Here is a 26,537-nt window from a genome sequence, read left to right as displayed (position 1 = left end):
CTTCAATCTCTCAAAGGTGAAAGCTTGTAATCCGCCCGTTACCGTCCTTGATCAGACACGCAACTCCTCAAGTCCCGCAAACAGATCCAGTGCCTCCGGGTTGGCAAGCGCTTCCTTGTTCTTGACTGGCCGACCGTGGACCACCTCGCGAACCGCTAGCTCGACAATCTTCCCGGACTTGGTACGGGGAATATCGCTAACGGCGATGATCTTTGCGGGTACGTGGCGTGGCGAGGCGCCCGTGCGAATGCGGTTCTTGATTGCCTTCACCAACTCGTCGGTCAGGGATGCGCCGGGAGCCAGGCGCACGAAGAGGACCACGCGGACATCGTCATCCCATTCCTGGCCGATGCAGAGCGCCTCCGCGACTTCGTCCATCTGTTCGACTTGGTTGTAGATCTCGGCGGTACCGATGCGGACGCCACCGGGATTGAGCGTAGCGTCCGACCGCCCATGAATGATGATGCCGTCGTGCTCGGTCCATTCTGCGAAATCGCCGTGGCACCACACATTGTCGAAACGCTCGAAGTAGGCTGCCCTGTACTTGGCACCACCGGGATCGTTCCAGAACATCACAGGCATCGACGGAAAGGCCTTTGTACAGACGAGCTCACCCTTTTCTTGGCGAACCGGCTGGCCCTCATCATCCCAGACATCCATGGCAAGGCCGAGGCCCGGCCCCTGGATTTCGCCGCGCCAGACCGGCTGCAAAGGGTTGCCGAGGACGAAGCAGGAGACGATATCGGTACCACCCGAAATGGATGCGAGCTGCACGTCTTCCTTGATGCCTTCGTAGACGAAGGTGAAGCCCTCGGGCGAGAGTGGCGACCCGGTCGACGTCATCAGCCGCAGGCTGGAAAGGTCGTGGCTCGTGCGCGGGGTCAGCCCGCTCTTGCGGACGGCGTCGATATATTTCGCCGACGTGCCGAAGACGGCAAACTTCGCGGCTGCCGCAAAGTCGAAGAGGACGTTACCATCGGGTGCAAAAGGCGAACCGTCGAACAGGCAAAGCGTGGCGCCGACCGCCAGTCCGCTCACCAGCCAGTTCCACATCATCCAGCCACAGGTGGTGAAATAGAAAAGCTTCTCCCCCGGCTGAATTCCGCAGTGCAGCCGGTGTTCCTTAAGATGCTGTAACAATGTGCCGCCGGCGGAATGAACGATACACTTCGGAACGCCGGTCGTTCCCGACGAGAAGAGAATATAGAGAGGGTGCGAGAATGGCAGGCGTACAAACTCGACAGAACGCGGTTCGAATGGCGCGATGAAGTGTTCCAGTGTCTTGGCGCCGGGCGTCTCGTTGACGACCGCAGACGCATCCCCGGCATAGTGAATGACCAGACATGGCACGCCGAGCCGCTTTGTGACGGTCGCGACCTTGCCCTTCACGTCCTGCAGCTTGCCGCCATACCAATAGGCGTCGCAGGCGATGAAAAGCTTCGGCTCGATCTGGCCAAAACGATCGAGTACGCCCTGCTCGCCGAAATCGGGCGAACAGGACGACCAGATCGCGCCGATCGAAGCGGCCGCCAGCATGCAGGCCACCGTTTCCGGCATGTTGGGCATCATCGCCGCAATGCGATCCCCAGAACCGATACCCATTGCCTTGAATGCCTGCTGCAGCTTGGAAACCAGGCTACGGAGCCGGTCCCAGCTCCAGCGATCGGCAACCTTGTCTTCCCCCCGAAAGATCAGTGCGTCACCGGCGCCTTCCCGGGAAAGCAGGTTCTCGGCAAAATTCAGGGTCGCATCGGGGAAGAAGCGTGCCTCGAGCATGGCATCGCCATTGACGAGCGCCCGAGGTCCACGCTCTCCCTTGACGCCGCAGAATTCCCAGACCGACGTCCAGAACCGCTCCCTGTCGGCGACCGAAAAGGCGTGCAGATCGCGGTATTTTACCAGGGACAGATCGAAGTCGCGGTTGCACTGCTGCATGAAGGCGTACATCGGGCTCGCTTCGACCGATGCTCGCGAAGGCATCCAGAGTGGCTTATCGTCGCGCATTCGACACTTCTCCTATTTGCTCGCCTATATACCATGCAATATCAGCTTATAAAGGCAGTGACGAGCACGGCCAGCGGCGTGCATTTGCAAGCAAGCGGCATTTGATATATCCGGCATTTCAGAGCATTAAGGGCAGTGGCCGAAGAGACTGGCGGATTGTATGGGGACGTCACGACAACCGCGATGGCGGAGAAGACTGAGGCCCGTGACCCGTTGGCTGCCGGGCTTCGCACGGCTTGCCACGATTACCCTGCTTGTGTTCCTGTCGATCTTCGTGGCACTTCGTGTTGCTGCCCCCTATCTGATTTCCACCGGCCTCGTTCGCTCCGGCATTGAGGATGCGCTCTCCAAGTGGGCTGGCTATCGCGCAGAGATTGCCGGCAAGCCGGTGATCGAATTCTGGCCGACGCCTCGCATCACCCTCAGCAAGATCTCGGTTCACCAGCAGGGCGCGGGCAACAGGCTCCTCGGAACGATCGAAAGCCTATCCGCCGAGTTCAGCCTAATTGATGCGATCAGGGGGCGTGCAAGCTTCCACGAGTTCCACCTTCTTCGTCCCAACTTGCAGCTTACCCGCGAAAGCAGCGGTGTGATCGACTGGACCAATGAGGGGCTTCTGGCGAGGGCGATCGCAGGGGCGCGCGAGGAAGATGGGAGAGAGGTTCTCGACCAAAAGCTGGATGCCAAAGTCGGAGCCATTACCGTCGAAGACGGCACGGTGAATGTCACCGACGTATCAAGCGGCCGAACTTATCGTTTCGACGGCGTCACCGCTGATGTCAGCTGGCGCAAATTGTCGAGCCCGATCACAGCGGTGCTTATCGCGAGGACGGGCGGACAGGACCTCAAGCTCGATTTCTCCTCTCCCAGCCCGTTGCTTATCTTTGGTGGCAGGAAGGCCGAAATGGGCGGATCGCTGACCTCGAGCTTGCTCACGGCGCGGTTCCAGGGACTGGCAAACATTTCGCACCTCTTCGATCTTTCCGGGAACATGGCCGTCAGCATCGGCGATCTTCCCGCTCTTCTGGCATGGGCCGACCGCTCGCTGCCCGGTCTTGCGACCCTTAAAACCTTCTCGATCGAGACCGATGTCGCTTCGGTTCCAAACGGGTTTCGCTTCGACAATGTCAGCATGAGCATGAATGGATCGAATGCGAAGGGCGTGATGGACGTTGCCTTTCCACCAGGCAAACGCGCCAGGCTCGGCGGCACGCTGGCTTTCGACCAGATGAATTTCAGATCGCTCTTCGATGCATTCACACTTCGCTTGGCGGCCGGTGAAGCGAATGGGCCACCGGATGGCGGTGCACTGCAGAAGCTGGATCTCGACCTCAGGCTTTCCGCGAAGCAGGCCCTGATCGAGCCTTTCATGCTTTCGGATGTCGGCGCGAGCATCATCGTTTCTAGCAACGAGGCGAAGTTCGACATCGGCGACAGCCAGTTTGAAGGTGGCACGCTGTCTGCTCATCTGGAGGCGATGCGCGGGGATTTTGACGGCGGCGGCAAGCTGCAGCTGTCGATCCGGGGGGCTGACTTTGCCGGCCTGATCGAGCGGCTTCAGCTCCGGGGACCACTTCCCCTTGCCACCGGCTCTCTCGACATGTCGCTCAAGACCTCGATGCCGCTCTGGAAGGCGGGCGCTGGCGACGTGACCGGCAGGATCGCTTTCCGCGCGCGCTCGGGCTCTCTGCCGAGCTTCGATGCCGAAGCCGTGCGCGAAAAGGCCGCACGGGCCGACTTCTTCCCCTTGAATGCGGTCTCCCACCAAGCCTTCGCCTTCGACAATTTCGACATCGCCGCCGATCTCGCGGACGGCGCGGCGACGATCCATGGTGGACGGATCGAAGGGCCGCTCGAGACGCTCGTCCTTTCCGGCGTCATCCCGTACCGATCGAACGGATTGGCGTTGTCGGGCACGATCGAAGCAACCGATCCGACGGCGTCAACCAGTTTGCCGCCTCTGCCGTTCTTCGTTGGCGGCGCTTGGCCGGAGCCGGTTATCTCCCCTGCTCCCATTACACAGCAGGGGTCGACCAAATAATCACGGCGCGTTTGCCGCTACACGCTCGTCGCGTTCGCGCTGCAGTTCGCGGCGTTTCGTGATCATGGAGGCGCAGATGACGCCGATCGCTACAATCCCGATCAGAATGGTGCAGACCGCGTTGATCTCAGGCGTTACCCCGAGGCGGACTTGGCTGTAGATCTTCATCGGCAACGTCGTGGCCCCAGGGCCCGAGGTGAAGCTCGTGATCACGAGATCGTCCAGCGACAATGTGAAAGCGAGAATCCAACCGGACAAGACGGCGGGCGCAATGATGGGCAGCGTCACTTCGAAGAAGGTCCTTACCGGTGGAGCGCCGAGATCCTGCGCCGCCTCCTCAATCGAGCTGTCGAAGCTCACGAGACGTGATTGCACGACGACAGCAACGAAGCACATCGTAAACGTCGTATGAGCGAGCGTGATTGTCCAAAAACCGCGGTCGAGGCCGATCGCCACGAACAGCAATAGAAGCGACAGGCCGGTGATCACTTCAGGCATCACCAGCGGCGCATAGACCATACCGGAAAAAAGCATGCGTCCACGGAATCGCGTGTAGCGTACGAGAGCGATCGCTGCGAGCGTTCCAAGGATCGTCGCAGCGGTGGCCGAGAGGAGGCCAACACGGATCGTCACCCACGCGGCATCAAGCAAAGCCTGATTGTGCAAGAGCGAGACATACCACTTGGTCGAAAAGCCGCCCCAGACGGTCACGAGCTTTGACTCGTTGAAGGAAAACACGACCAGCAGAACGATCGGCAGATAAAGAAACGCAAAGCCGAGCGCGACGGAAGCGACGTTGAAACGGGTCCATCTCAGCATGTCTATCTCCCCTGCTCGTCGGCCTTGGCCTGGGCGTTCTGGAAGAACACAATCGGGATCACCAGGATCAACAGCAGGATCGTCGCCACCGCCGAAGAGACCGGCCAATCACGGTTGGCGTTGAACTCGTTCCACAACGTCTTGCCGATCATCAGCGTCTGCGATCCACCAAGCAGATCGGGGATAACAAACTCGCCGACCGCGGGGATGAAGACCAGCATGCAGCCGGCGAGGACGCCCGGCAGCGACAGCGGGAAGGTCACCCGCCAGAATGCGCTGATCGGAGTGCAGCCAAGATCCTGCGCAGCCTCGATCAGAGTGCCATCCATCTTCTCAAGCGACGAGTAGAGCGGCAGCACCATGAACGGCAGATAGGAATAGACGATGCCAATATAGACTGCGACGTTGGTGTTCAGGATAATCAATGGGCTGTCGATGACATGCAGCGACAGCAGCAGCTGGTTGAACAGTCCCTCCGGCTTCAGGATCGCGATCCAGGAGTAGACGCGGATCAGGAAGCTCGTCCAGAACGGCAGGACGACCAGCATCAGCAGCGTCGGACGGATGCTGCGCGGAGCCTGAGCCATGCCATAGGCGATCGGGTAGGCGATCAAAAGCGTAAGGAACGTCGATATCCCAGCGATCACCAGGCTCGATATGTAGGACTTCATATAGAGTGGATCATCGATCAGATAGCTGTAGTTGTCGAAGGAGAAGGTGCTCACCTTCTCCCAGAATCCGGCCCAGCCGTCGCCGAGGGAAAAGACCGGCTCGTAGGGCGGCATGGCGATTGCCGTGGTCGACAGCGAGATACGGAAGACGATGAAGAACGGCGCCAAGAAGAACAGCAGCAGCCAGACATATGGAATGATTATGACCAGGCGATTGTAGAAGGCGGAACCGAGCTTGCCCATGGTTCAATCCTTGAGGAGGACGCCGGCATCCTCGGCGAAGGTGATCCAGACTTCCTGGTCGTAGGTGAACGGATCGTCGACCGCGCGCTGGGCATTGAGGAGCGAGGCCTTGACCACTTTGCCGTTCTTCAGCTTCACGTGGAAGACCGTCATGTCGCCGAGATAGGCGATGTCCCATAGCTCCCCGGACGCCGCGTTCACCTTTGGATTGACTGGCGGCTTGCGCGAGACTTTCAGCTTTTCCGGGCGGATCGCAAAACCGACGGACGAGCCCATGGCCGGCTTTTCGGGGGTGATGACGCTAATTGAGAAATCTTCATCGACCGCGATCTCGACGGTGCTATCATTCGCGCTGGCGACTTTGCCGTCGAAGATGTTGACGTCGCCGATAAAGTCCGCGACGAAGCGGGAATTCGGCGCCTCATAGATCTCGGCGGGTGTCGCGACCTGGATTACCTTTCCGTGGCTCATGACCGCAATGCGGTCGGCCATGGTCATCGCCTCTTCCTGGTCGTGGGTGACAACGACAAAGGTCAGGCCGAGGTTTTGCTGCAGGTCCATGAGCTCGAATTGTGTTTCCTCGCGCAGCTTCTTGTCGAGCGCACCGAGCGGCTCGTCTAGCAGCAGCACCTTCGGCCGCTTGGCAAGGGAACGCGCCAGAGCCACGCGCTGGCGCTGGCCGCCGGAGAGTTGGTTCGGCTTGCGCGTGGCGAACTTCTCGAGCTTCACCATCTTCAGCATCTGCAGAACGCGTTCGGCGATCTCCTCCTTTGGCATGCCATCCTGGCGCAGACCAAAGGCGACGTTCTTCTCAACCGTCATATGCGGGAAGAGCGCATAGGACTGGAACATCATGTTGACCGGACGCTTGTATGGCGGCGTTCCGGCGAGGTCGGTACCGTCGAGGACGATTTCGCCCGAGGTCGGCTGTTCGAAGCCTGCGAGCATGCGCAGCAGCGTGGATTTTCCGCAGCCGGAAGCTCCCAGCAGGGCAAAGAATTCGCGATGATAGATGTTCAGTGACAGGTCGTCGACCGCCGTGAAATCGCCGAACCGCTTCGTGACGTTGTTGAACGAGATGAAGGGCTTTGACGCAGGATCTGCCCACGGTGCAAAGGAGCGGCGGATATTGCCGAGTGACTTCATATTGTGCCCCGAATATGATTTTTTGGAAGCCGACGTTCCCCTGCGATCGGCGTAAGAAAAGGCCCGGACGTTGCCGACCGGGCCTGATTTCAACTACTGGCCGGTGACGACTTTCGTCCAGATCCGGGTCGCGGCGCGTTGCGTTTTCGGATCCCATGGGGTGACGCTATAGAGCTTCTTCATCACGTCCTCGCTCGGATAGACCGACGGGTCTTCGAGGACTGCCTTGTCGATGAACTGCTGCGACGCCTTGTTGCCGTTGGCATAGAACACGTAGTTGCTGGCCTTGGCGATGACTTCCGGCTTCATCATGTAGTTGAGGAACTCATGCGCCTCAGCAACATGCTTGGCATCCGCCGGGATCGCCATCATGTCGAACCACATTTGCGCGCCCTGTGACGGAATGGAATAGCCGATCTCCACGCCGTTCTTGGCTTCGGTCGCACGGTTGGCAGCCTGGAAGATGTCGCCGGAGTAACCGAACGCGATGCAGATGTCGCCGTTGGCCAAGGCATTGATATATTCCGAGGAATGGAACTTGCGAACGAAGGGCCGTACCTTTTCCAGCAGTTCGCCGGCCTTTTGCAGATCGGCTGGCTTGCTCGAATTGGGGTCAAGTCCGATATAGGTCAAGGCCGAAGGCATGACATCCTTCGGTGCATCGAGGACATAGATGCCGCAATCCTTGAACTTTTCAGCAACCTTCGGATCGAAGATTGCTTCAAGGCCCGGTTCCTTTGCGTCTGGCCCGAGGATTTCGGCGAGCTTCTTCTTGTTGTAGCCAATCCCGTTGGTGCCCCACATGTAGTCCACCGCGTATTCGTTACCGGGGTCGTACATGGCGGTGCGCTGCTGGATCATATCCCACATATTGGAGAGGTTCGGCAGCTTGGATTTGTCGAGTTTCTGGAAGACGCCGGCCTGGATCTGGCGCTGCAGGAAGTCGCCGCTCGGCACGACCACGTCGTAGCCCGTGCCGCCGGCGAGCAGCTTGGTTTCAACCGTCTCGTTGGAATCGAAGGTGTCGTAGACGACCTTGATGCCGGTTTCCTTGGTGAAGTCTTCAAGGATGGAGCTGTCGATATAGTCCGACCAGTTGTAGACGTTGACCACCCGCTCCTGCGCAAAGGACGGCGCAGCGGCGAACGCGAGCACAACGGCGCTTGCTGCAAGTCTTGCGATAGTTGACCTCATGATATCTCCTGTTTTCTTCTTGCTTTGCGGCGCCGCTTGCGGACGCCCACCCTCTGGTTTTAAGGCAGACTAGAAAGGTTTTTGAGAGCCCACAAGCGCAAAAACCTGCAGCCTCAATCATTTCACAGTCATTGGAAATCGAAGCTGCTGAGGCCTGCAACCATCTCATCGAGGCCCAACGGCCGTGTGACAGGCGGCTCGGCGCGCGCAAGGCATCCGCGCCGTTCGCAAAGGCGGCAGGCAGGTCCGATCGCGACCGGCTGCTGGATGGCTGCAACCTGGCCGTAGACCGACGCTTCACCAGCGGCAGTTTCACAACCAATCAGCAAGGCGGTGCGCCTGACGCGCTCGCCGAACGCGGCGTTCGGCCCCTCAAGCGTCCGGGAGACCGTGAGATAGCTGGCGCCATCTGGCATTTCGACCGTTTCGGCAAGAATCTGGCCCGGCTGCAGGAAGGCGGCATGAATGTTCAGCTTGGGACAGCCGCCGCCAAAACGCGAATGCGGGAAACCCTGCGCTCCCGCACGCCGCAACCGGTGACCGGCGGCATCGATCTCCATCATGAAGAACGTAATGCCGGAGGCACCCGGTCGCTGCAGCATGACCAGCCGGGCTGCCGCCTGCGCATAGGAAACGCCGAAGCGGGAACGAAGGATATCGACATCATATCGGCTGCCCTGGGCCGCAGCCAGAAATGGCGTATAGGGCATCGCGAGCGCCAGAGCTCCGTAACGACAGAGTTCGAAGCGCGCTATCCGCTTCGCCTCCGGCGTCGACAGCGCCAGACCCTCGAGTTCCGCCAGGATCGCATCACGCAATGCAAGCGTGGCAACCTCGATGGCGACTTCATGCGCCTGATCAGCTGGCGACAGACGTTCGGAAACGAACAGTCGCATCGAGTGCCGATCGAAACGACGCCGCAGATCCGACATGACGTGAACCGGAAGGACGCGCACGCTTATGCCACGCTCCGCCCGCAGCCACTCCTTGAACGCGACCGGGAGATCGGACACCTCGGCAAAGCGCGCTAAAAAGGCCTCGGCGGCATTCTCAAGCTGGGGAAAATATACCGAGCGCCGCTCAAGGAGATCGCGGACCTCGTCGGCCGGCAGCCGCGCACCGGCGAGTGGCACCTGCCCCGCACCCGCCGTTAACGACGTCAGGTCCGACAGGCGGCTGGCCTGCTCGCTATAGGCGCGGTAAAGTTTGATGATGCCACTTGCGGCGTTGGGCGCCGCCTCTGCGACCTCCACGAGTTCCTGATCGCCGGGAAGTTCGCCGGCGAGCAGTGGATCCGCGAAAATCTCACGCAGCTGATTGAGGCTACCGCCGCTTTCGTCCCTCAACTCCTCCAAATCAACCTTGTAGACCGACGACAGCTTCAGGAGCAGCTGTACCGTCAGCGGCCGCTGGTTGCGCTCGATGAGGTTGAGATAGGAGGGGGAGATGCCAAGCTCCTCGGCCATCGCAGACTGAGTCAGACCGAGGCCGTTGCGAATGCGCCGGACTTTTGGCCCCGCAAAAATCTTGCGTTCCGCCATGTGACAATCCTTTACAAGACTCCGACGAACCGGAATTTACAATACTTTACAAATTTACAGAACGCCCCTGTCAAAGGCTTTGCATCCTAACTCGTTTCTGACCGCTACTCCATAGATAACTCTGGCTTTTCTCAGGAAATTGTAAATTCTGTCAATCATCCAAACCGACCGCATAATCTGTAAGGAGCATGAAATGACAGAATTTGACAAGCTGCACCAAGACCTTCCAGCAGGACGCTTCAACGGGGTCGAGCGTCCCTACTCGATCGACGACGTCAAGCGGCTGCGCGGCTCCGTGGAATTGCGCTACACGCTCGCGGAAATGGGCGCCAAGCGGCTGTGGCAGCTCCTGCATCAGGATGATTTCGTCAACGCGCTCGGCGCGCTTTCGGGCAATCAGGCGATGCAGATGGTCCGCGCCGGATTGAAGGCAATCTACCTCTCCGGCTGGCAGGTCGCCGCGGACAGCAATACCGCCTCGGCCATGTATCCGGATCAATCGCTCTATCCGGCAAACGCCGGGCCAGAGCTTGCCAAGCGGATCAACCGGACCCTGCAGCGCGCCGATCAGATCGAAACGTCCGAGCAGAACGGCCTGTCCGTCGAGACCTGGTTTGCGCCGATCGTCGCCGATGCGGAAGCAGGCTTCGGCGGCCCGTTGAACGCCTTCGAGATCATGAAGGCCTATATCGAGGCGGGCGCCGCAGGCGTCCACTTCGAGGACCAACTGGCGTCGGAGAAGAAGTGCGGGCACCTTGGCGGCAAGGTTCTGATCCCGACCGCGGCACACATCCGCAACCTCAATGCGGCTCGCCTCGCCGCCGATGTCATGGGCGTGCCCACGCTCGTTATCGCACGGACTGACGCAGAGGCTGCCAAGCTGCTCACATCTGATATCGACGAGCGCGACCAGCCCTTCGTCGATTACGATGCCGGCCGCACCGTCGAAGGCTTCTATCAGGTTCGCAACGGGCTCGAGCCGTGCATCGCCCGCGCCATCGCCTATGCGCCGCACTGCGATCTCATCTGGTGCGAAACCTCGAAGCCGGATCTCGATCAGGCAAGGCGCTTTGCCGAAGGGGTGCACAAGGTGCATCCCGGCAAGCTGCTCGCCTACAACTGCTCGCCGTCGTTCAACTGGAAGAAGAACCTGGACGACGCGACGATCGCAAAGTTCCAGCGCGAACTCGGCGCGATGGGCTACAAGTTCCAGTTCATCACGCTGGCCGGATTTCATCAGCTGAACTTTGGCATGTATGAGCTTGCCAGAGGCTACAAGGACCGACAAATGGCCGCCTATTCCGAACTGCAGCAGGCGGAGTTTGCGGCGGAGATCAACGGCTACACCGCGACCAAGCATCAGCGCGAAGTCGGCACCGGCTATTTCGATGCCGTCTCGATGGCCATCACCGGCGGACGTTCGTCGACCACGGCGATGAAGGAATCCACCGAACACGCACAGTTCAAACCAGCAGCAGAATGACTCGCACCAAGGAGGAGAAGACCATGCCTACGCTTGCACGCGTCAAGGAACGCGCTGAAGAACAGTCCACCTGCATGACACCGGATCAGCAGACGATGATCCGCATGCTGGCCAACGACCTGCACCGACTGAACCAATCGGTCATGAAGGCTGTCGATGCGGGGGTCTCGGTCGAACTCGTCCGCTCGGCGAGGCACCACGGCGGCGACGGGAACTGGGGAGACCTTTTGATCCCCGTCATCGTCGCGGGACGCAACTGAACCGGATCAGTCGGCGCCTCAGCTTCGGCTGGGGCGCTTGCCGGCAAAGAGATCAGCATAGCTCTTCGCCAATTTCGTCATGCGATCGGCAACGGTCCGGATTTCCGGCCGGTGCCGATCTTCATTGTTCATGACGATCCACTGCCGATGCCGCAGCTCCGGTAGTTCGCCGCCGAGACGCTGCAATTCGGGATCGAGGTCGCCGACGAAGCACGGCAACACCGCCTTGCCAGCGCCTGCCCTCACCAGCTCCAGGAGCGAGCGCGGCCGATTGACAGTCGCAACGATCGAGCCGGCCGCGTTGCGATGCGGCCAGCGGAGATAGTTCGAGATTGCATCTTCTTCGGTCACCGCCGCCCATCGATCGTCGGCCGCGTCCGCATTGCGTCTGATATAGACCGCGTAGGCCACTTCACCGAGCAGGCGAGCGGCAAGATTACCTTCTTCCGGCTCGAAGGCGCGGATGCCGATATCGCTTTCCCTGTAGTTGAGGTTGGCGCGCGCTTCGCCGATGGTCAACAAGACGGCAAAGGCATCGCCGGGCTTGCGGACCGCAGCGAAATTCTCCGTCAGAAGCCATGCGATCCAAGTGCCGGCGGCGATCCTCACCGTTGCGCCGACGCTGCCCGCCTGCCGCCAGGCATCGACCTTGCGCGCCGCCGCCTCCATGTCCTGCAGATGATCCAGAAGCACCTGGCCGTCGACGGTCAGACTGTAGCCCGTCTGGCTGCGGACGAAGAGAGTCTTGCCGATCTCGTGCTCCAGATCGAGCATGCGACGGCCGATCGTGGCGGGGCTCAGCCCGCTCGATGCGCTGGCACCGGTCAGTCCACCAAATCGGGAGACCTGAAGAAAAAGCTGAAAAGAGTCCCACTGCATGTTTTTCATTGACGAAAAACATAGTGGGATAATTCGCCTTTATAAAGCAGATTTTGAGGGATAGTTAAGGCGATGCCCAGACGGAAGGACATCGTCATGATCGCTCTCATCGCCATTGCCCAAATTGCAGACCTGCTCAACGACAGCCGTGACAAATATTCGGCGCGAGCCGAAAGCGAGTTCTACAAAAGCGTCGGCAGCTCCCGCCTAGTCCGCTTCGCGGCCTTCCTCACATCTTTCAGAATATCGGTCAAAGCGTTTCGCGCCAGAGCACACGGTCGTTGCCGATCCGAGCGCAGCGATCAGGCCGCCTGCCTCGCCCGGCCGTAATCGGGAGCGGCTTCAAAGCGGAACTGCTGAACCAGCGCCATCAACGCATCGGCCTCATTGGCAAGCCGGCGGCTTGCCTCGGTTGTCTCCTCGACCATTGCGGCGTTCTGCTGCGTCATCTGGTCCATCGCATTGACGGCGCCGTTGACCTCCTGCAGAGCGGCCGATTGGTCCTGGCTTGCCGTCGCGATCGTTTCAACGTGACTGCTGATCGCAATGATCTCCTGGCTGATCGCAGCGAGCACCGAGCCGGTCTTCTGCACGAGGCCGGACCCGGTCGTGACCTCCCGCGTCGACTTCTCGATCAGGCCCTTGATTTCGCGCGCGGCGTCTGCAGAGCGCTGCGCAAGCTCGCGCACTTCCTGCGCAACGACGGCGAAACCCTTGCCTGCCTGACCGGCGCGCGCCGCCTCGATACCGGCGTTCAACGCCAGAAGGTTCGTTTGAAATGCGATGTCGTCGATGACTTCAATGATCTGTTCGATCTGCTTCGAGGCCGCCTCGATGCGGTCCATCGCCGCGACCGTGTCGCTGACCACGGCGCCCGAGCTATCGGCGTTCTTCTTCGTCACGGATACGGCGTCGTTCGCCTCCCGCGCACGCACCGCAGACGATTTGACTGTTAGCGTGATTTCCTCGACGGCGGCTGCCGTTTCCTCGAGATTGGCAGCCTGTGCTTCCGTGCGCTTCGAAAGCTCGTCGGCGGAAGCCAGCATGGCGCCGGAATTGCTCTGGATCGAAGCGGTGTTGTCACGAATGCGGGCCAGCGTTTCCTGCAGGCGGACGAGCGATGCGTTGAAATCGACACGAAGCTGCTCCAGGCGACCGACGAACGGCGTCTGGATCGTCTGGGAGACATCGCCCTGCGCCAGACGCCCCAAACCGGCCGCGAGCTGATTGACGGCGAAGTCGATCTGACCGTCGAGCGCGCGCTTCTCGGCATCGTTGCGAGCACGCTCGTCGTCGCTGAGCTGGCGCTGTTCGGCCGCCTGCGTTTCCAATGTCTGGCGAGCGCGGGCGTTATCCCGGAAGAGCGCGAGGGCGCGTCCGATGGCGCCGAACTCGTTCTGCTTCTCCACACAGGGGATCGGACCATCGAGATTTCCGGCAGAGATCGTATGGATGGTAGCGGTCAGCGCTTCCAGCGGCCTGACGGACGCCCGGATGGCGAAGTAGGCGACTACGCCGACCAGCAGCAATACCGCGACGCCAGCGCCAGCCACCAGTATCAGCAACTGCTGCAGACTATTGTAGTAAACCTCCATCGGGATGCCGATGAACAGGATGCCGACATTTGAGCCGGTCGCGTTCTTGACCGGGAAATAACCAGTCATGAACTTCCGACCGAACAGCTCTGCCGGGCCGTAGTAGGCCTGCCCCCTGGCCAATAGCACCTGCGCGGGGTGATCCGCCGCGAGCTTCGTGCCGACAGCGCGATCGCCGTTTTCCTTCTTCACGTTCGTCGAGACGCGGACGTAGTCGCTGCCCTGACGTTCAAATACGGTTGCAACGCCTGCAATCGACTGCGCGGTGCGATCGACCAGAACATGATCGCCGAGCGAGGGAAGCTTCTCTTCCGTTACGCCGGCGAGCTCGTTGTTGCTGACCTCGACCTTCACCGCCGCGTCGCTGGCGCCATAGAGGACGGCCATGGTCCGGCTCGCATCCTTGGCGTCGGACACGGCGCTTGTCATCACGTAGGCGCTCAGATTGTAGTAGGTCACGCAGACGATCGCCGCGGTGCTGCAAACGAGCAGTACGAGCGTGATGGCAACAATCTGACGTACGATGGAAGCCGAGAACAGGCGCAGCATGGATATCCCCTGAGACATGAGCCTCGCAGGTTAATTCGAAAAATTTAAAGAAAATCTTCAAAAAATTGGCAATCGTCAAAAACTTGAAATCGAGCCCAAGCGCTGAGCCGTCTCCAGGGCCGTGACAGGAGGCAGAAAACAAAAAGCCCCGGAAAATCCGGAGCCTTCTTAGCGATTGCTTTCGATCGTCTTATGCGGCGCGATAGATCGTGCCCTGCATGTCGCCGTCGATCTTGAACTGCCGGATCAGTTGCAAGAGCAGATCCGCTTCCGTTGCAAGCTCGCGGCTCGCGGCGGTGGTCTCTTCGACCATTGCCGCGTTCTGCTGCGTCATCTGATCCATTTGGTTCACCGTCGCATTGACTTCCTGTAGCGCGCTCGACTGGTCATGGCTCGCACGGGCGATCGTCTCGACATGCTGGCTGATCGTGACGATCTGAGCGCTGATCTTCGCAAGCACCGTGCCGGTCTCTTGCACGAACTGCGAGCCGGAGCTGACCTCTGTCGTCGATTTGTTGATGAGGCCCTTGATCTCCTGCGCAGCAGCAGCGGAGCGCTGCGCAAGCTCACGCACCTCCATGGCGACGACAGCAAAGCCCTTGCCGGCTTCACCGGCGCGCGCCGCTTCGATGCCGGCGTTCAATGCCAGCAGATTGGTTTGGAATGCGATCTCGTCGATGACGCCGATGATCTGCTCGATCTTGCGGGATGCATCTTCGATACGGCCCATCGCGTCGATGGCGTTGCTGACGACGACTGCCGAGTCGTCAGCGCTGCGCTTGGCCTGGCGGACGATCTGATCCGCGTCCTTGGCGCGCTCCGCGGAGGAGCGGACCGTCACCGTGATCTGTTCAACCGCGGCGGCGGTCTCTTCAAGCGAAGCTGCCTGCTGCTCGGTGCGCTTGGCAAGATCTTCGGCGGACTGAGCCATCTGGTTGCCGTTGCCCTGGATCATCTCGACGTTGTCGCGGATCTGGCTCATGGTTGCCTGCAGGCGCATCATCGAACCGTTGAAGTCCTGGCGAAGCTGCTCGAGACGCCCGATGAACGGCGTATCGATCGTGGTCGAAATGTCGCCCTGCGACATGCGCTCGAGACCGGAGGCAAGCGCGTTGACCGCAAACTCGATCTGGCGGTCCATCTCCCGTTTCTCGGCATCGTTGCGTTGGCGCTCGTGCTCGGCTGCAGCACGCTCTTCATCGCTCTGCTCCTCAATGCGGATCTTGGAGATCGCATTCTCCTTGAAGATGCCGAGTGCGCGGGCCATGTCGCCGATTTCGTCATGCCGCTGATCGCCCGAGATGTTCGTATCGAGCGCGCCATCGGCAATGCGGCGCATGGCGGCGGTGATCTGACCGATCGGACGCTGCAGCGTCAGAACCAGGGCGATACCGCCGATGATCGAGACCAGAATGCCAAGGCCGGTCGTCAGCACCGAAATGCCGTTCGCCTGCGTGCGCTCGGCACCGGCGCTCTGCTTTTGCAATTCGGCAAAGGTCGTCAGCTGACCCCAGACGGTATCAAGTTGCTGACGGGCGGATGCGTAATCAGCAACACGCTGGTTGATCGTATCAACGAGGCTCTGGGCGTCCTTGTCCATCGAGGCAAGGGCTGGAGACATGGCCGCGACGATGTCTTCCGCGAAGTTCATACCCTTCGCGCTGGCGAGCAGCGTGTTGAGATTGGTGCCGAGCGTCGCGATCTCCTGATGCAGGCGGACGCGGTTCTCCTTGCCCGGCTTGGCGGCGAATTCACCAAGGACGAGCTGAAGCGAGTAGATCGCGCTCTCCAGGCGGCGCGTGTCCTCGAGCACGGAATTCGTCTGGGCGATACGGCTGTCGAGCTCGACGAAGGTGGTCGTCGCCGCGCGCATCATCTGCGTCGCCGTCAGCTGCGTATAGGTCGACATCTGACGGAAGCGCGAGACAAGCCGCCCGAGATTGGCTATCGCCTCATCGGTGCCGGCGTCACCAGCAGTTGCCTGCGCCTTCACGTCACTGATCGTCTGCGACAGCGACTGCGTCATGCTCTTCTGGTTCGCGGGTACCGAAATCTCGATCAGGCGCTGAGCCTTGGTGATGGCAGGAATGGCGTCGGTAACGACCTTCAGCTTGTCGGCGGGCAACTGGGCCTTGTTGAAATCGCCCATGACTGTGGCAAGCGTGTCCCCGCCCTTCAGCAGGCGATCGGCGGCGCGGAGCGTTGCCGTCGCGTTGCCTTCGTCCTTGCGAATATTTTCCTCAAGCTGCTGCGCATCGTAGTTCACGTTGAACCGGCTTGTGATCATCACCTTCTGCGCGTCGTCGATCGACTTGCGGAGAGCGAGTTCCTGTTCATGAAGAGTCCAGAGCTTGCCCACGGTGTCGGAAATCCCGGAAGTGCCGTCGATCGCAGCCCGCAGGTTGTCGCGTCCGCCATTTTCGCCGATCTGCTTCAGCGTGGTGTTCAAAGTACCTTGCTGTGTCTTGATGTCCCCATAAAGCTTGTCGCGTGCTTCCTGGCTGGTGATCTGCAGGAAGTCGTCCATGGAACCATAAAGATCCTTGAACCCGCTTAGTGACTGCAGGACGCTGTTGGAGATTTCCATACGCCCCTGCAGCAAACCAGAGGCATAAAGACCGGTCAGGCCGACGGCAGAAATGCTTACAACAAAAGGTAATACAAAGATCAGGACCTTGGTCTTGATCCTGAAACGGGAAAGAATCTTGTCAATCAACATGGCGGTTCCGGCCTTCCATACACCACTCCTCCCGCCGGCCGCCTGGCGGGGCGCCGACCGAGTGCATCGAGCTGCTCTATTGGAACAATTGGAATCCCGGACACGAGGCCTGGGCGGCAGTCATTGCCAGCTCGCTTCACGTCGAAACGGAAAGCGCCCAAAAAATATTGAGCGAGTGTTGCAGAGGATGTCTTAATTTTCGGATAAGCGAAAACTCGGCATAGCCGCGTTCAAATCAATTCATCCGCGAGACGGCCGGCGCGCAAATGCGCCCCATGCCAGGTGTCTAAAGATCGCGGATGTCAGAGCCAACGTGCGAGGAGGAGAGCGGCCACGGCGGCCAGTGCACTGGCAGAGATGACGAAATAGCGTACGGCGACGAGCTTGTTGTCGGGCTTGGCTTGAGCGATTGCAATGGCGCGTGCGCGTCGAGTGTTCTTGTTCATCTGCAGAACCTCACTTCATCTCTGGCATAACAATCCAACAAAACGACTTGCTGGTAAAGCTCTATTTAGGAAGCGCTTTCCCAACTGTCATTGAGGCAGGATGGCGCACCCTCCTTAAGAACTCTTGAATCGAGCGGGTTGTTTCGTGCCTACAAAGATTCACCGGCAACGAAGCCGGAAGCCCATGCCCACTGGAAATTATAGCCACCGAGCCAGCCGGTCATGTCGACGCATTCGCCGATGAAGAAGAGGCCTGGGACGCTTTTCGCCGCCATGGTGCGGGAATCAAGCGCGGCCGTATCGATGCCGCCGAGCGTCACTTCGGCGGTCCGATAGCCCTCCGAGCCCGACGGCTTGATCTTCCAGTTCTGCACGGCGTCGACCAGACGCAGCAAAACCTTGTCGGAGAGATCGGCTATGTGACCCGCGATGCCTTCCCGCTCGGTCAGGTATTGCGCCAGCCGCCTCGGCAAAATCTCGGCCAGCGCCGTCTGCGCCGACTGCCGGCCATTTGCCCTTTTCGCAGTCTTCAGATGCTCGTGCAGATCGACATTCGGTTCGATGTCGACGGTGATGTCGTCGCCCTCGCGCCAATAGGAGGAGATCTGCAGGATCGCCGGACCGCTGAGGCCGCGATGCGTGAAGAGCAGGGCTTCGCGGAAGGCGGTCTTGCCGTGGCGGATTTCGACCGAGGCTGATATGCCCGAGAGTTCGGAAAGGCTTTCGAGCGTGGCCTGATCCAGGGTCAACGGCACAAGGCCGGGCCGCGTCTCGACCAGGGGAAGGCCGAACTGCTCGGCGACGCGATAGGCAAAGCCGGTCGCCCCCATCTTCGGAATCGACTTGCCGCCGGTCGCGAGGACCAGCGAGCGGCATTCGTATGCGCCCTGCGACGTCGAGATGCGGAAGCCTTCGCCGCTCTTTTCGACATCCCCGATCTCGGTACGCAGATGCAACGCCGCGCCGGCGGTCTGCATCTCGTCGAGCAGCATGCGGATAATGTCCTTGGCGCTGTCGTCGCAGAACAACTGGCCAAGCGTCTTCTCGTGCCAGGCGATCCGGTGGCGATCGACCATGGCGATGAAATCGGAAGGCGTGAACCGCGCGAGGGCCGACTTGCAAAAATGCGGATTGGCAGAGAGGAAGCTTTTCGGGCCAGTATTTATATTGGTGAAATTGCAGCGGCCGCCGCCGGAGATGCGGATCTTTTCGCCCGGCGTCTTCGCATGGTCCAGGACGATGACCGAGCGACCGCGCTGGGCGGCGCGAATGGCGCACATCATGCCGGCGGCGCCCGCGCCGATGACGATCACATCGCTGTTTCGCTGCAAAACCACTTCCCTTGTCGAAAGGCGTCTTCTTTTTCCATCAAGAGGCGAAAGTCAACGTGCCTCCCCCTCGCCAATCGCCAAACTCCAGCTATGATGCCGTCACGATCAACGCAAACCGGTGTGTCATGTCCCCAAAAAAGACGACGCTGAAGCCTGCCAGAAACGTACCCGCCTCGAAGAAAACACCCCCGGACCCCGGACACCAGCGCGGCGTGGCAAACTGGAAGGAAGCAGCGCAGTTCTTGCGGGCGCGTGGTATCGAAGACATCGAATGCATCACGCCGGACCTTGCCGGCGTGCCGCGCGGCAAGATGATGCCGAGCTCCAAATTCACGTCAAACACCTCGCTTGCCCTGCCCTCGGCGATCTACCGTCACACCATCTCCGGTGAATATCCGGATGAGACCGAGAGCTTCCGCTATGAGCCCCGGGACAGCGACCTGAAGCTGGTTCCCGACCTTTCCACGCTCTCCGTGGTCCCTTGGGAAACCGACCCGACGGCGCAAGTGATCTGCGACATCGTCAGCGTAGACGGCGAAGAGGTTCCCTATACGCCGCGCAACGTCCTGAAACGCGTACTGAAGCTTTATGGCGACCGGGGCTGGAAGCCGATCGTCGCGCCGGAGATCGAATTCTACCTGGTTGCCAAGAACGACGACCCCGACTATCCGCTGCATCCGCCGAAGGGCCGCTCCGGTCGCTCGATCCTCGGCGGTCAGGGCTATTCGATCGCCGGTATCAACGAGTTCGACGAACTGATCGACGACATCTATCATTTCTCGGAAAAGCAGGGCCTCGAGATCGACACGCTGATCCACGAGGAGGGCCCGGCGCAGCTGGAGATCAACCTGCGCCACGGCAATCCAATCGAGCTTGCCGACCAGGTGTTCCTGTTCAAGCGCACGATCCGCGAAGCGGCGATGAAGCACGGCATCTACGCGACCTTCATGGCCAAGCCGATGCAGGGCCAACCGGGTTCGGCCATGCACATCCACCAGTCCGTGGTCAACGAGGAGACAGGCAAGAATATCTTCTCGAACCCGGACGGTTCCGCCTCACCTGAATTCTTCCATTTCATCGGCGGCCTGCAGAAATACGTGCCGAGTTCCATGGTGATGCTGGCGCCCTATGTGAACTCCTACCGCCGGCTGACGCCCGACATGTCGGCGCCCGTCAACAATGCCTGGGGTTACGACAACCGCACGACGGCGTTCCGTGTGCCGGTGTCCGATCCGCAGGCAAGGCGCGTGGAAAACCGCCTGCCGAGTTCGGACGCCAATCCCTACCTCGCGCTCGCCGCCTCACTGGCCTCCGGCCTGCTCGGCATCATGAAGGGCATCGAGCCGACCGCGCCGACAGAGGACACGGCAAACGAGGGTTCGATCGATCTGCCGCGCGGTCTTCTGGAGGCCGTCGCACTGATGGAAGACGAGGAAGCCTTCGAGGAAGTATTCGGCAAGGAGTTCCTCGGTATCTACGCCGGTGTGAAGCGCGGAGAATTCGAAACCTTCATGCAGGTGATCAGCCCCTGGGAACGCGAATTCCTTCTGCTGAACGTGTAGGGAGGGCTTGGTCATGACATCGCAGGAGAGATGGCAAAGCCCCATTGCGCCCGGCATTTCGTGGTATCAGGCAGCGGTCGGCGAACGGCCGACCTATCCCGCACTCGACGGCTCGACGACTTGTGACGTCGCGATCGTCGGCGGCGGTTACACAGGGCTGCAGGCTGCCTACAATCTTGCCAAGTCAGGCGTCTCGGTGGTTCTCATCGAGGCGTGCCGGTTTGGCGACGGCGCCTCCGGGCGCAATGGCGGCCAGCTCGGCACCGGACAGCGCTGGTGGCCGGAAGAGCTTGAGGAAAAAATCGGTTACGAGCGCTCGCGCGCCCTGTTCGATCTCGCCGAGGCCGCCAAGCGGCATCTCATGGATTTTGCCACCGACCATCAGATCGACATGGACTACATGCCGGGGCAGATGAACGTAGCGCACAAGGAGAGCTACAGGCCGGCCTACTACGAAAATGCCGAGATCGCGGCTATACGCTACAACTATCCGCATGTGCGCTTCATGGACAAAGCCGAGACCCAGCAGCGGCTTGGCTCGACGCGCTACTATTGCGGCGTTCGCGATACCGGCACGGGTCATATCCACCCACTGAAGCTGCTGATCGGTCTGGCCCGTGTTGCGGCCAATACCGGCGCGCAAGTTTTCGAGATGACGAAGGCGACGGCGATTCGTCAGGGTAGCCGCAAGGTGACGATAGAGACGCCGAGAGGTACGATCACCGCCGACAAGGCGTTGATTGCCTGCGACGGCTACATCGGCAATCTCGAGCCGGTGACGGCAAGCCACGTGATGCCCATTCGCTCCTTCATCGGCGCCACCGCTCCGCTCGACCGCTACCCGGAGGTACTTTCTGGCGGCGAAGCCGTGGCCGACTCACGCTTCGTCGTGCGCTACTTCCGCAAGTCCAAGGACGGACGGCTGCTCTTCGGCGGTCGAGAAGCCTATACGGCCGACAATCCGCGCGACATTACGCAGCACATCCGCCGGCAGATCGCGGAGATCTACCCGACGCTTCGGGATATCGAGATCACCCATGCCTGGGGCGGTTCGGTCGGCATCACCATGCCGCGGCAGCCCTTCGTGCGCGAGGTCATGCCTGGCGTGACCTCGATTGGCGGCTATTCCGGACATGGCGTCATGCTCGCAAACTATTGTGGAAGGCTCTACGCGGAAACGGTTCTGGGAAAATCGGCGGATCTCGATCTTTTCAGGTCGCTCGATGTTCCGGCCTTTCCAGGGGGCGCCACCATGCGGGCGCCGCTGCTCTTTCTGGCGCTTTCCTGGTTTGCGTTGCGCGACAAGTTTTAGTCAGATTGCGGATTTCATCGCGCGGCAATTCGAACTAAAACCTCTTTCCGAGAGATTCATTGCATCGCACACTGGCTTTTTTAAATCGATTAGATTAAAGAGCCAATAACTCGTCTGATTGAGAGACATCCTCATGAGCAGCCAAATCATCCCCGTTGAACCCTTTGATTATGTCGTTTTCGGCGGCAGCGGCGACCTTGCAGAACGCAAGTTGCTTCCGGCCCTTTACCATCGTCAGATCGAAGGCCAATTCACTGAGCCGACCCGTATCATTGGCGCCTCGCGCAGCCCGCTTACGAACGAGGAATATCGCAAGTTTGCCCAGGACGCCCTGAAGGAGCATCTCAAGAAGGGTGAGTACGACGAGACCGAGGTCGCGAAATTCCTGCAGCGCCTGTGCTACGTGCCTGTCGATGCGCGTTCGGACGCCGGCTGGGATCAACTGAAGAAGCTTCTGGACGAGGGCAAGGATCGCGTACGCGCCTTCTACCTCGCCGTTGCGCCTGGTATTTTCGGCGACATCTCGCAGAAGATCCACGACCACAAGCTGATCACCAAGTCGACGCGCATCGTTGTCGAGAAGCCGATCGGCCGCGATCTCGCTTCCGCCCTGCAGCTGAACGACACGATCGGCAAGGTCTTCAAGGAAGAACAGATCTTCCGTATCGACCACTATCTCGGTAAGGAAACGGTGCAGAACCTGATGGCGCTGCGCTTTGCCAACGCGCTCTATGAGCCGCTGTGGAATGCCAATCACATCGACCACGTACAGATCACGGTTGCCGAGTCGGTCGGCCTCGAAGGTCGCGCGGGCTACTACGATACCGCCGGCGCTCTGCGCGACATGGTGCAGAACCACATCATGCAGCTCGTCTGCCTGGTCGCGATGGAAGTTCCTTCTTCGATGGACTCCGAAGCCGTCCGCGACGAAAAGCTGAAGGTGCTGCGGGCATTGAAGCCGATCAACGCATCGAACGTCGAGACCAGCACCGTTCGCGGCCAGTATCGCGCGGGCGCTTCCGGCAGTGGTCCAGTCAAGGGCTACCTGGAAGAGCTCGAAGGCGGAGTTTCGAACACCGAAACCTTCGTTGCCATCAAGGCCGAGATCGGCAATTGGCGCTGGGCCGGCGTTCCCTTCTATATCCGCACCGGCAAGCGTCTTGCCGGTCGCATGTCAGAGATCGTCATCACCTTCAAGCCGATCCCGCACTCGGTCTTCGACCAGTCCGCCGGCCGTATAAACCAGAACCAGCTCATCATTCGCCTGCAGCCTGACGAAGGTGTCAAGCAGTCTCTGATGATCAAGGATCCAGGTCCAGGCGGCATGCGTCTGCGCAACGTCTCGCTCGACATGAGCTTCGCCGAGTCCTTCTCGGTGCGTAACCCGGATGCCTACGAGCGCCTGCTGATGGACGTCATCCGTTCCAACCAGACGCTGTTCATGCGCCGCGACGAAGTGGAAGCCGCATGGCAGTGGGTGGATCCGATCCTCAAGGGTTGGGAGACGACCGGACAGAAGGTTCAGGGCTATACCGCCGGCACCTGGGGTCCAAGCCAATCGATCGCGCTCATCGAGCGTGACGGCCGCACCTGGCACGACAACCTGTAGGATCAAAGACGATGGCAGCGACGATGCATGCTTTCGCCAACGGCGCAGAACTGGCTCGCAACCTAGCGGACAAAGTCGCTGCGTCGCTTTCCGCCGCAATCGGCGCACGCGGAGCGGCGACGTTCGCCGTTTCCGGCGGCTCGACACCGAAGCTCTTTTTCCAAGAGCTTTCGGCGCGTGATCTCGACTGGACCAAAGTGATCATCACGTTGGTCGACGAACGTTTCGTGCCTGCGGACAATCCGCGCTCGAACCATCTGCTGGTGGCCGAGAACCTCCTGCAGAACAAGGCGAAGGCCGCGCGCTTCCTGCCGCTTTATCAGGTGGCGGCGTCGGTCGAGGACGCGGCGAAGCTCGCAACGACGGCGACCGCTTCGATCAGCAATCCCTTCGACGTGGCGATCCTCGGAATGGGCGGCGACGGCCACACGGCCTCGTTCTTCCCAGATGGCAGCAATCTGAAGGTCGCGCTCGACGCCAAGACGCCGCGTGGTATCATTACCATGGAGGCGGACGGCGCGGGCGAGCCGCGGCTCACCTTCACCTTCTCCAGCCTTCAGGATGCAAAGCTGCTCGTGCTTCACATCGAAGGCGAGAGCAAGAAGGACGTCCTGACGAAGGCCGAGAGCGCCGGCGACGAGGCAGAGATGCCGATCCGCGCCATTCTGCGGCGGGCAACGAGCCCGGTCGAAGTCTACTGGGCTCCATAGGCCTTCGGGCAAGCCGCGAACGAAAATTGAAGAGCAACCAAGGCAGGATACCTCCCATGTCCGCTAATGCACGCATATCTGCGATCACCGCCCGCATCGTCGAACGATCGAAGCCGACGCGCGGACTCTACCTGGAGCGCCTGCGAAACGCCGCTTCCAAAGGTGTAAGCCGCTCGGTTCTCGGTTGCGCCAACCTCGCGCACGGCTTCGCGGTCTGTTCCCCCGCGGAGAAGGAGGCACTTGCGGGCGACCGCGTGCCCAATCTCGGCATCATCACCTCCTACAATGATATGCTCTCCGCGCATCAGCCCTTTGAGCACTATCCGGCGATCATTCGCGAGGCAGCAGCGGAGGCCGGTGGCATCGCCCAGGTGGCGGGTGGCGTCCCAGCCATGTGCGATGGCGTCACGCAGGGCCAGCCGGGCATGGAGCTCTCGCTGTTTTCCCGTGACCTGATCGCCATGGCGGCCGGTGTTGGCCTCTCACACAACATGTTCGATGCCGCGCTTTTCCTCGGTGTCTGCGACAAGATCGTGCCGGGCCTCGTCATTGCCGCCCTCTCCTTCGGTCACCTACCGGCAATCTTCGTGCCGGCCGGGCCGATGACGACGGGTCTTCCGAACGACGAAAAGTCCCGCGTGCGACAGCTCTATGCAGAAGGTAAGGTCGGCCGCGCCGAACTCCTGGAAGCGGAATCGAAGTCCTACCACGGTCCGGGCACCTGCACATTCTACGGCACGGCGAACTCAAACCAGATGCTGATGGAGATCATGGGCTTCCACATGCCCGGGTCCTCCTTCATCAATCCGGGCACGCCGCTGCGCGAAGCCTTCACGCGTGAGGCGGCCAAGCGGGCGCTGGCGATCACCGCACAGGGCAACGAGTTCACGCCCGCCGGCGAGATGATCGATGAACGCTCCGTCGTCAACGGCGTCGTCGGTCTGCATGCGACCGGCGGCTCGACGAACCATACCCTGCACCTTGTCGCCATGGCGCGAGCAGCAGGCATCCAGTTGACCTGGCAGGATATCGCCGAGCTTTCCGAAGTGGTGCCGCTGCTGGCGCGCGTCTATCCGAATGGGCTTGCTGACGTGAACCACTTCCACGCGGCCGGCGGCATGGGCTTCCTCATCAAGGAACTGCTTAAGCACGGCATGCTGCATGACGACGTGCGCACCGTCTTCGGCCGGGGCCTGCAGGCCTACACCATCGATCCCCGCCTCGGCGACGACGGCACGATCGTGCGCGAACCGGCGCCGGAAAAAAGCGTCGACCCGAAGGTGCTTGCCAATATCGAGACGCCTTTCCAGGCCAATGGCGGCCTGAAGATGCTGCGCGGCAATCTCGGCAAGGCCGTTATCAAGATCTCTGCGGTCAAGCAGGACAGGCACGTCATCGAAGCGCCGGCCGTCGTCTTCCACAGCCAGCAGGAACTTCAGGACGCGTTCAAGGACGGGAAACTCAACAAGGACTTCATCGCCGTTGTCCGTTTCCAGGGACCGAAGGCGAACGGTATGCCGGAACTGCACAAGCTGACGCCGCCGCTCGGCGTGCTGCAGGACCGCGGCTTCCGCGTCGCGCTTCTGACGGACGGCCGCATGTCGGGCGCCTCAGGCAAGGTGCCGGCAGCAATCCACGTCACGCCGGAAGCTGTCGACGGCGGTCCGATCGCGCGGATCAAGGACGGCGATATTATCCGCCTCGATGCGATCGCGGGCACCCTGGAGGTGCTGGTCGACGCTGCCGATCTGGCTGAACGTGAGTCTGTTGTCGCCGATCTGTCCGAGAACGAATTCGGCATGGGCAGGGACCTGTTTGCACCCTTCCGCCGCGCCGTTGGCCCTTCGGATCGCGGTGCAAGCGTGCTGTTCCACTGAGCGGCATTGCGCTGAAAAGCAGCAAAGCCCGCGTTTCTGAACTGACCCCACAAAGTTGGACGGTTGCTGGGCTATGTCTTTCAATGCTTCGAGAAATCAGGCGCGAATGTCGAGCACGCGATCTCGGTGCGCCGGGTGTGTGCTGTAGACAAAGATCTTGTTGAGCTCCTTGTCATTCAACATCCGAAGGAACCGGACTTCGATCGTGTTGTTGGCGTTCACCCGCATCAGCATGCAGCCGACCTTGGTGATGCGGGCATCCGGGATATCGAGATAGAACTGCTTCGGAAGGGCGTATTGGGTGAGGAGCGCGAGGACCGCGGTGCTCTTCGAAATACGAATGATATCGCATCGCCGGGACGCCATGTGCATGACGCCCTTCTCGGTATATTCGATGCGTGCGGCGTTCATCGTATCCTCCATCTTGAAACGCACCTCACGGTCGTACATGAAGGATTCTTCTTTGTTCAGAAAGTGCCCGGAAGGCATTGGATTGGATGCAGCCACCGCCGTATTCCCCTCGATATGCAACGGGGAAATCTTACC

Annotated in this window: 20 protein-coding genes; 8 read left to right on the top strand and 12 right to left on the bottom strand. The window is 60.4% G+C overall.

The annotated features are described in order from the left end of the window. Window positions 1-51 precede the first annotated feature (51 nt). Window positions 52-2,004: an acetoacetate--CoA ligase gene (locus K9B32_RS03785; protein WP_224560564.1), complete on the bottom strand. Its 1,953-nt coding sequence runs from the start codon at window positions 2,002-2,004 to the stop codon at window positions 52-54. Between the two features lie 160 nt (window positions 2,005-2,164). Here K9B32_RS03785 and K9B32_RS03780 point away from each other — a divergent pair, with 160 nt between their 5' ends. Next, window positions 2,165-4,045, top strand: coding sequence for an AsmA-like C-terminal region-containing protein (locus K9B32_RS03780; RefSeq protein WP_224560562.1), 1,881 nt, complete (start codon window positions 2,165-2,167; stop codon window positions 4,043-4,045). Here the strand turns inward: K9B32_RS03780 and K9B32_RS03775 are convergent, their stop codons facing one another. From K9B32_RS03775 to K9B32_RS03755, 5 genes are all read right to left on the bottom strand, one after another. Then, window positions 4,046-4,864 (bottom strand): ABC transporter permease, encoded by an 819-nt coding sequence (locus tag K9B32_RS03775; protein ID WP_224560559.1) that lies wholly within the window; start codon window positions 4,862-4,864, stop codon window positions 4,046-4,048. A 2-nt stretch (window positions 4,865-4,866) separates the two neighbouring features. Next, complete coding sequence (locus K9B32_RS03770; RefSeq protein WP_224560556.1) at window positions 4,867-5,778, bottom strand: ABC transporter permease subunit; 912 nt, start codon at window positions 5,776-5,778, stop codon at window positions 4,867-4,869. A 3-nt stretch (window positions 5,779-5,781) separates the two neighbouring features. Further along, window positions 5,782-6,924, bottom strand: coding sequence for an ABC transporter ATP-binding protein (locus K9B32_RS03765; protein WP_224560554.1), 1,143 nt, complete (start codon window positions 6,922-6,924; stop codon window positions 5,782-5,784). 93 nt (window positions 6,925-7,017) lie between these two features. Continuing rightward, entirely contained in the window at window positions 7,018-8,118 is a 1,101-nt protein-coding gene (locus tag K9B32_RS03760) for a polyamine ABC transporter substrate-binding protein (protein ID WP_224560553.1), read from the bottom strand. Between the two features lie 128 nt (window positions 8,119-8,246). Further along, entirely contained in the window at window positions 8,247-9,659 is a 1,413-nt protein-coding gene (locus K9B32_RS03755; RefSeq protein WP_224560552.1) for a short-chain fatty acyl-CoA regulator family protein, read from the bottom strand. A gap of 193 nt (window positions 9,660-9,852) precedes the next feature. Here K9B32_RS03755 and aceA point away from each other — a divergent pair, with 193 nt between their 5' ends. Continuing rightward, a complete protein-coding gene (aceA, locus tag K9B32_RS03750) occupies window positions 9,853-11,142 on the top strand; it encodes an isocitrate lyase (RefSeq protein ID WP_224560550.1) in 1,290 nt (429 codons plus the stop codon). Window positions 11,143-11,165: 23 nt separating this feature from the next. After that, window positions 11,166-11,402 (top strand): hypothetical protein, encoded by a 237-nt coding sequence (locus tag K9B32_RS03745; RefSeq protein ID WP_088694697.1) that lies wholly within the window; start codon window positions 11,166-11,168, stop codon window positions 11,400-11,402. Between the two features lie 18 nt (window positions 11,403-11,420). Here K9B32_RS03745 and K9B32_RS03740 read toward each other — a convergent pair whose 3' ends face one another. The 5 genes from K9B32_RS03740 to K9B32_RS03720 form a co-directional block, all read right to left on the bottom strand. Continuing rightward, a complete protein-coding gene (locus tag K9B32_RS03740) occupies window positions 11,421-12,290 on the bottom strand; it encodes a LysR family transcriptional regulator (protein ID WP_224560549.1) in 870 nt (289 codons plus the stop codon). A gap of 293 nt (window positions 12,291-12,583) precedes the next feature. Continuing rightward, on the bottom strand, window positions 12,584-14,425 hold the full coding sequence (locus K9B32_RS03735; RefSeq protein ID WP_224560547.1) for a methyl-accepting chemotaxis protein: 1,842 nt from the start codon (window positions 14,423-14,425) through the stop codon (window positions 12,584-12,586). 190 nt (window positions 14,426-14,615) lie between these two features. Continuing rightward, window positions 14,616-17,144 carry a methyl-accepting chemotaxis protein gene (locus K9B32_RS03730; RefSeq protein ID WP_224560546.1) on the bottom strand — a complete coding sequence of 843 codons (2,529 nt, stop codon included), beginning with the start codon at window positions 17,142-17,144 and terminating at the stop codon, window positions 14,616-14,618. Between the two features lie 302 nt (window positions 17,145-17,446). Continuing rightward, entirely contained in the window at window positions 17,447-17,590 is a 144-nt protein-coding gene (locus K9B32_RS03725; RefSeq protein WP_224560545.1) for a hypothetical protein, read from the bottom strand. A gap of 149 nt (window positions 17,591-17,739) precedes the next feature. Continuing rightward, entirely contained in the window at window positions 17,740-18,921 is a 1,182-nt protein-coding gene (locus K9B32_RS03720) for an NAD(P)/FAD-dependent oxidoreductase (protein WP_224560544.1), read from the bottom strand. A 125-nt stretch (window positions 18,922-19,046) separates the two neighbouring features. On the opposite strand from K9B32_RS03720, the gene K9B32_RS03715 reads away from it, so the two are divergent. The 5 genes from K9B32_RS03715 to edd all read left to right on the top strand — a co-directional run bounded on the left by K9B32_RS03715 (window position 19,047) and on the right by edd (window position 25,991). Then, on the top strand, window positions 19,047-20,483 hold the full coding sequence (locus tag K9B32_RS03715) for a glutamine synthetase family protein (RefSeq protein WP_224560543.1): 1,437 nt from the start codon (window positions 19,047-19,049) through the stop codon (window positions 20,481-20,483). A gap of 13 nt (window positions 20,484-20,496) precedes the next feature. After that, entirely contained in the window at window positions 20,497-21,795 is a 1,299-nt protein-coding gene (locus K9B32_RS03710; RefSeq protein ID WP_224560542.1) for an NAD(P)/FAD-dependent oxidoreductase, read from the top strand. 133 nt (window positions 21,796-21,928) lie between these two features. Next, window positions 21,929-23,404, top strand: coding sequence for a glucose-6-phosphate dehydrogenase (gene zwf / locus K9B32_RS03705; RefSeq protein ID WP_224560541.1), 1,476 nt, complete (start codon window positions 21,929-21,931; stop codon window positions 23,402-23,404). 11 nt (window positions 23,405-23,415) lie between these two features. Further along, on the top strand, window positions 23,416-24,114 hold the full coding sequence (gene pgl / locus K9B32_RS03700) for a 6-phosphogluconolactonase (RefSeq protein WP_224560540.1): 699 nt from the start codon (window positions 23,416-23,418) through the stop codon (window positions 24,112-24,114). A 56-nt stretch (window positions 24,115-24,170) separates the two neighbouring features. Beyond that, on the top strand, window positions 24,171-25,991 hold the full coding sequence (edd, locus tag K9B32_RS03695) for a phosphogluconate dehydratase (protein WP_224560539.1): 1,821 nt from the start codon (window positions 24,171-24,173) through the stop codon (window positions 25,989-25,991). Between the two features lie 96 nt (window positions 25,992-26,087). Here edd and K9B32_RS03690 read toward each other — a convergent pair whose 3' ends face one another. Then, entirely contained in the window at window positions 26,088-26,441 is a 354-nt protein-coding gene (locus K9B32_RS03690; RefSeq protein WP_007796711.1) for a hypothetical protein, read from the bottom strand. Window positions 26,442-26,537: the final 96 nt, after the last annotated feature.

The organism is Rhizobium sp. 3T7 (assembly GCF_020166565.1).
GTDB lineage: Bacteria > Pseudomonadota > Alphaproteobacteria > Rhizobiales > Rhizobiaceae > Rhizobium.
The sequence above is the reverse complement of the archived record's forward strand: the minus strand, read 5'-3'. Positions and strand labels throughout refer to the sequence as shown.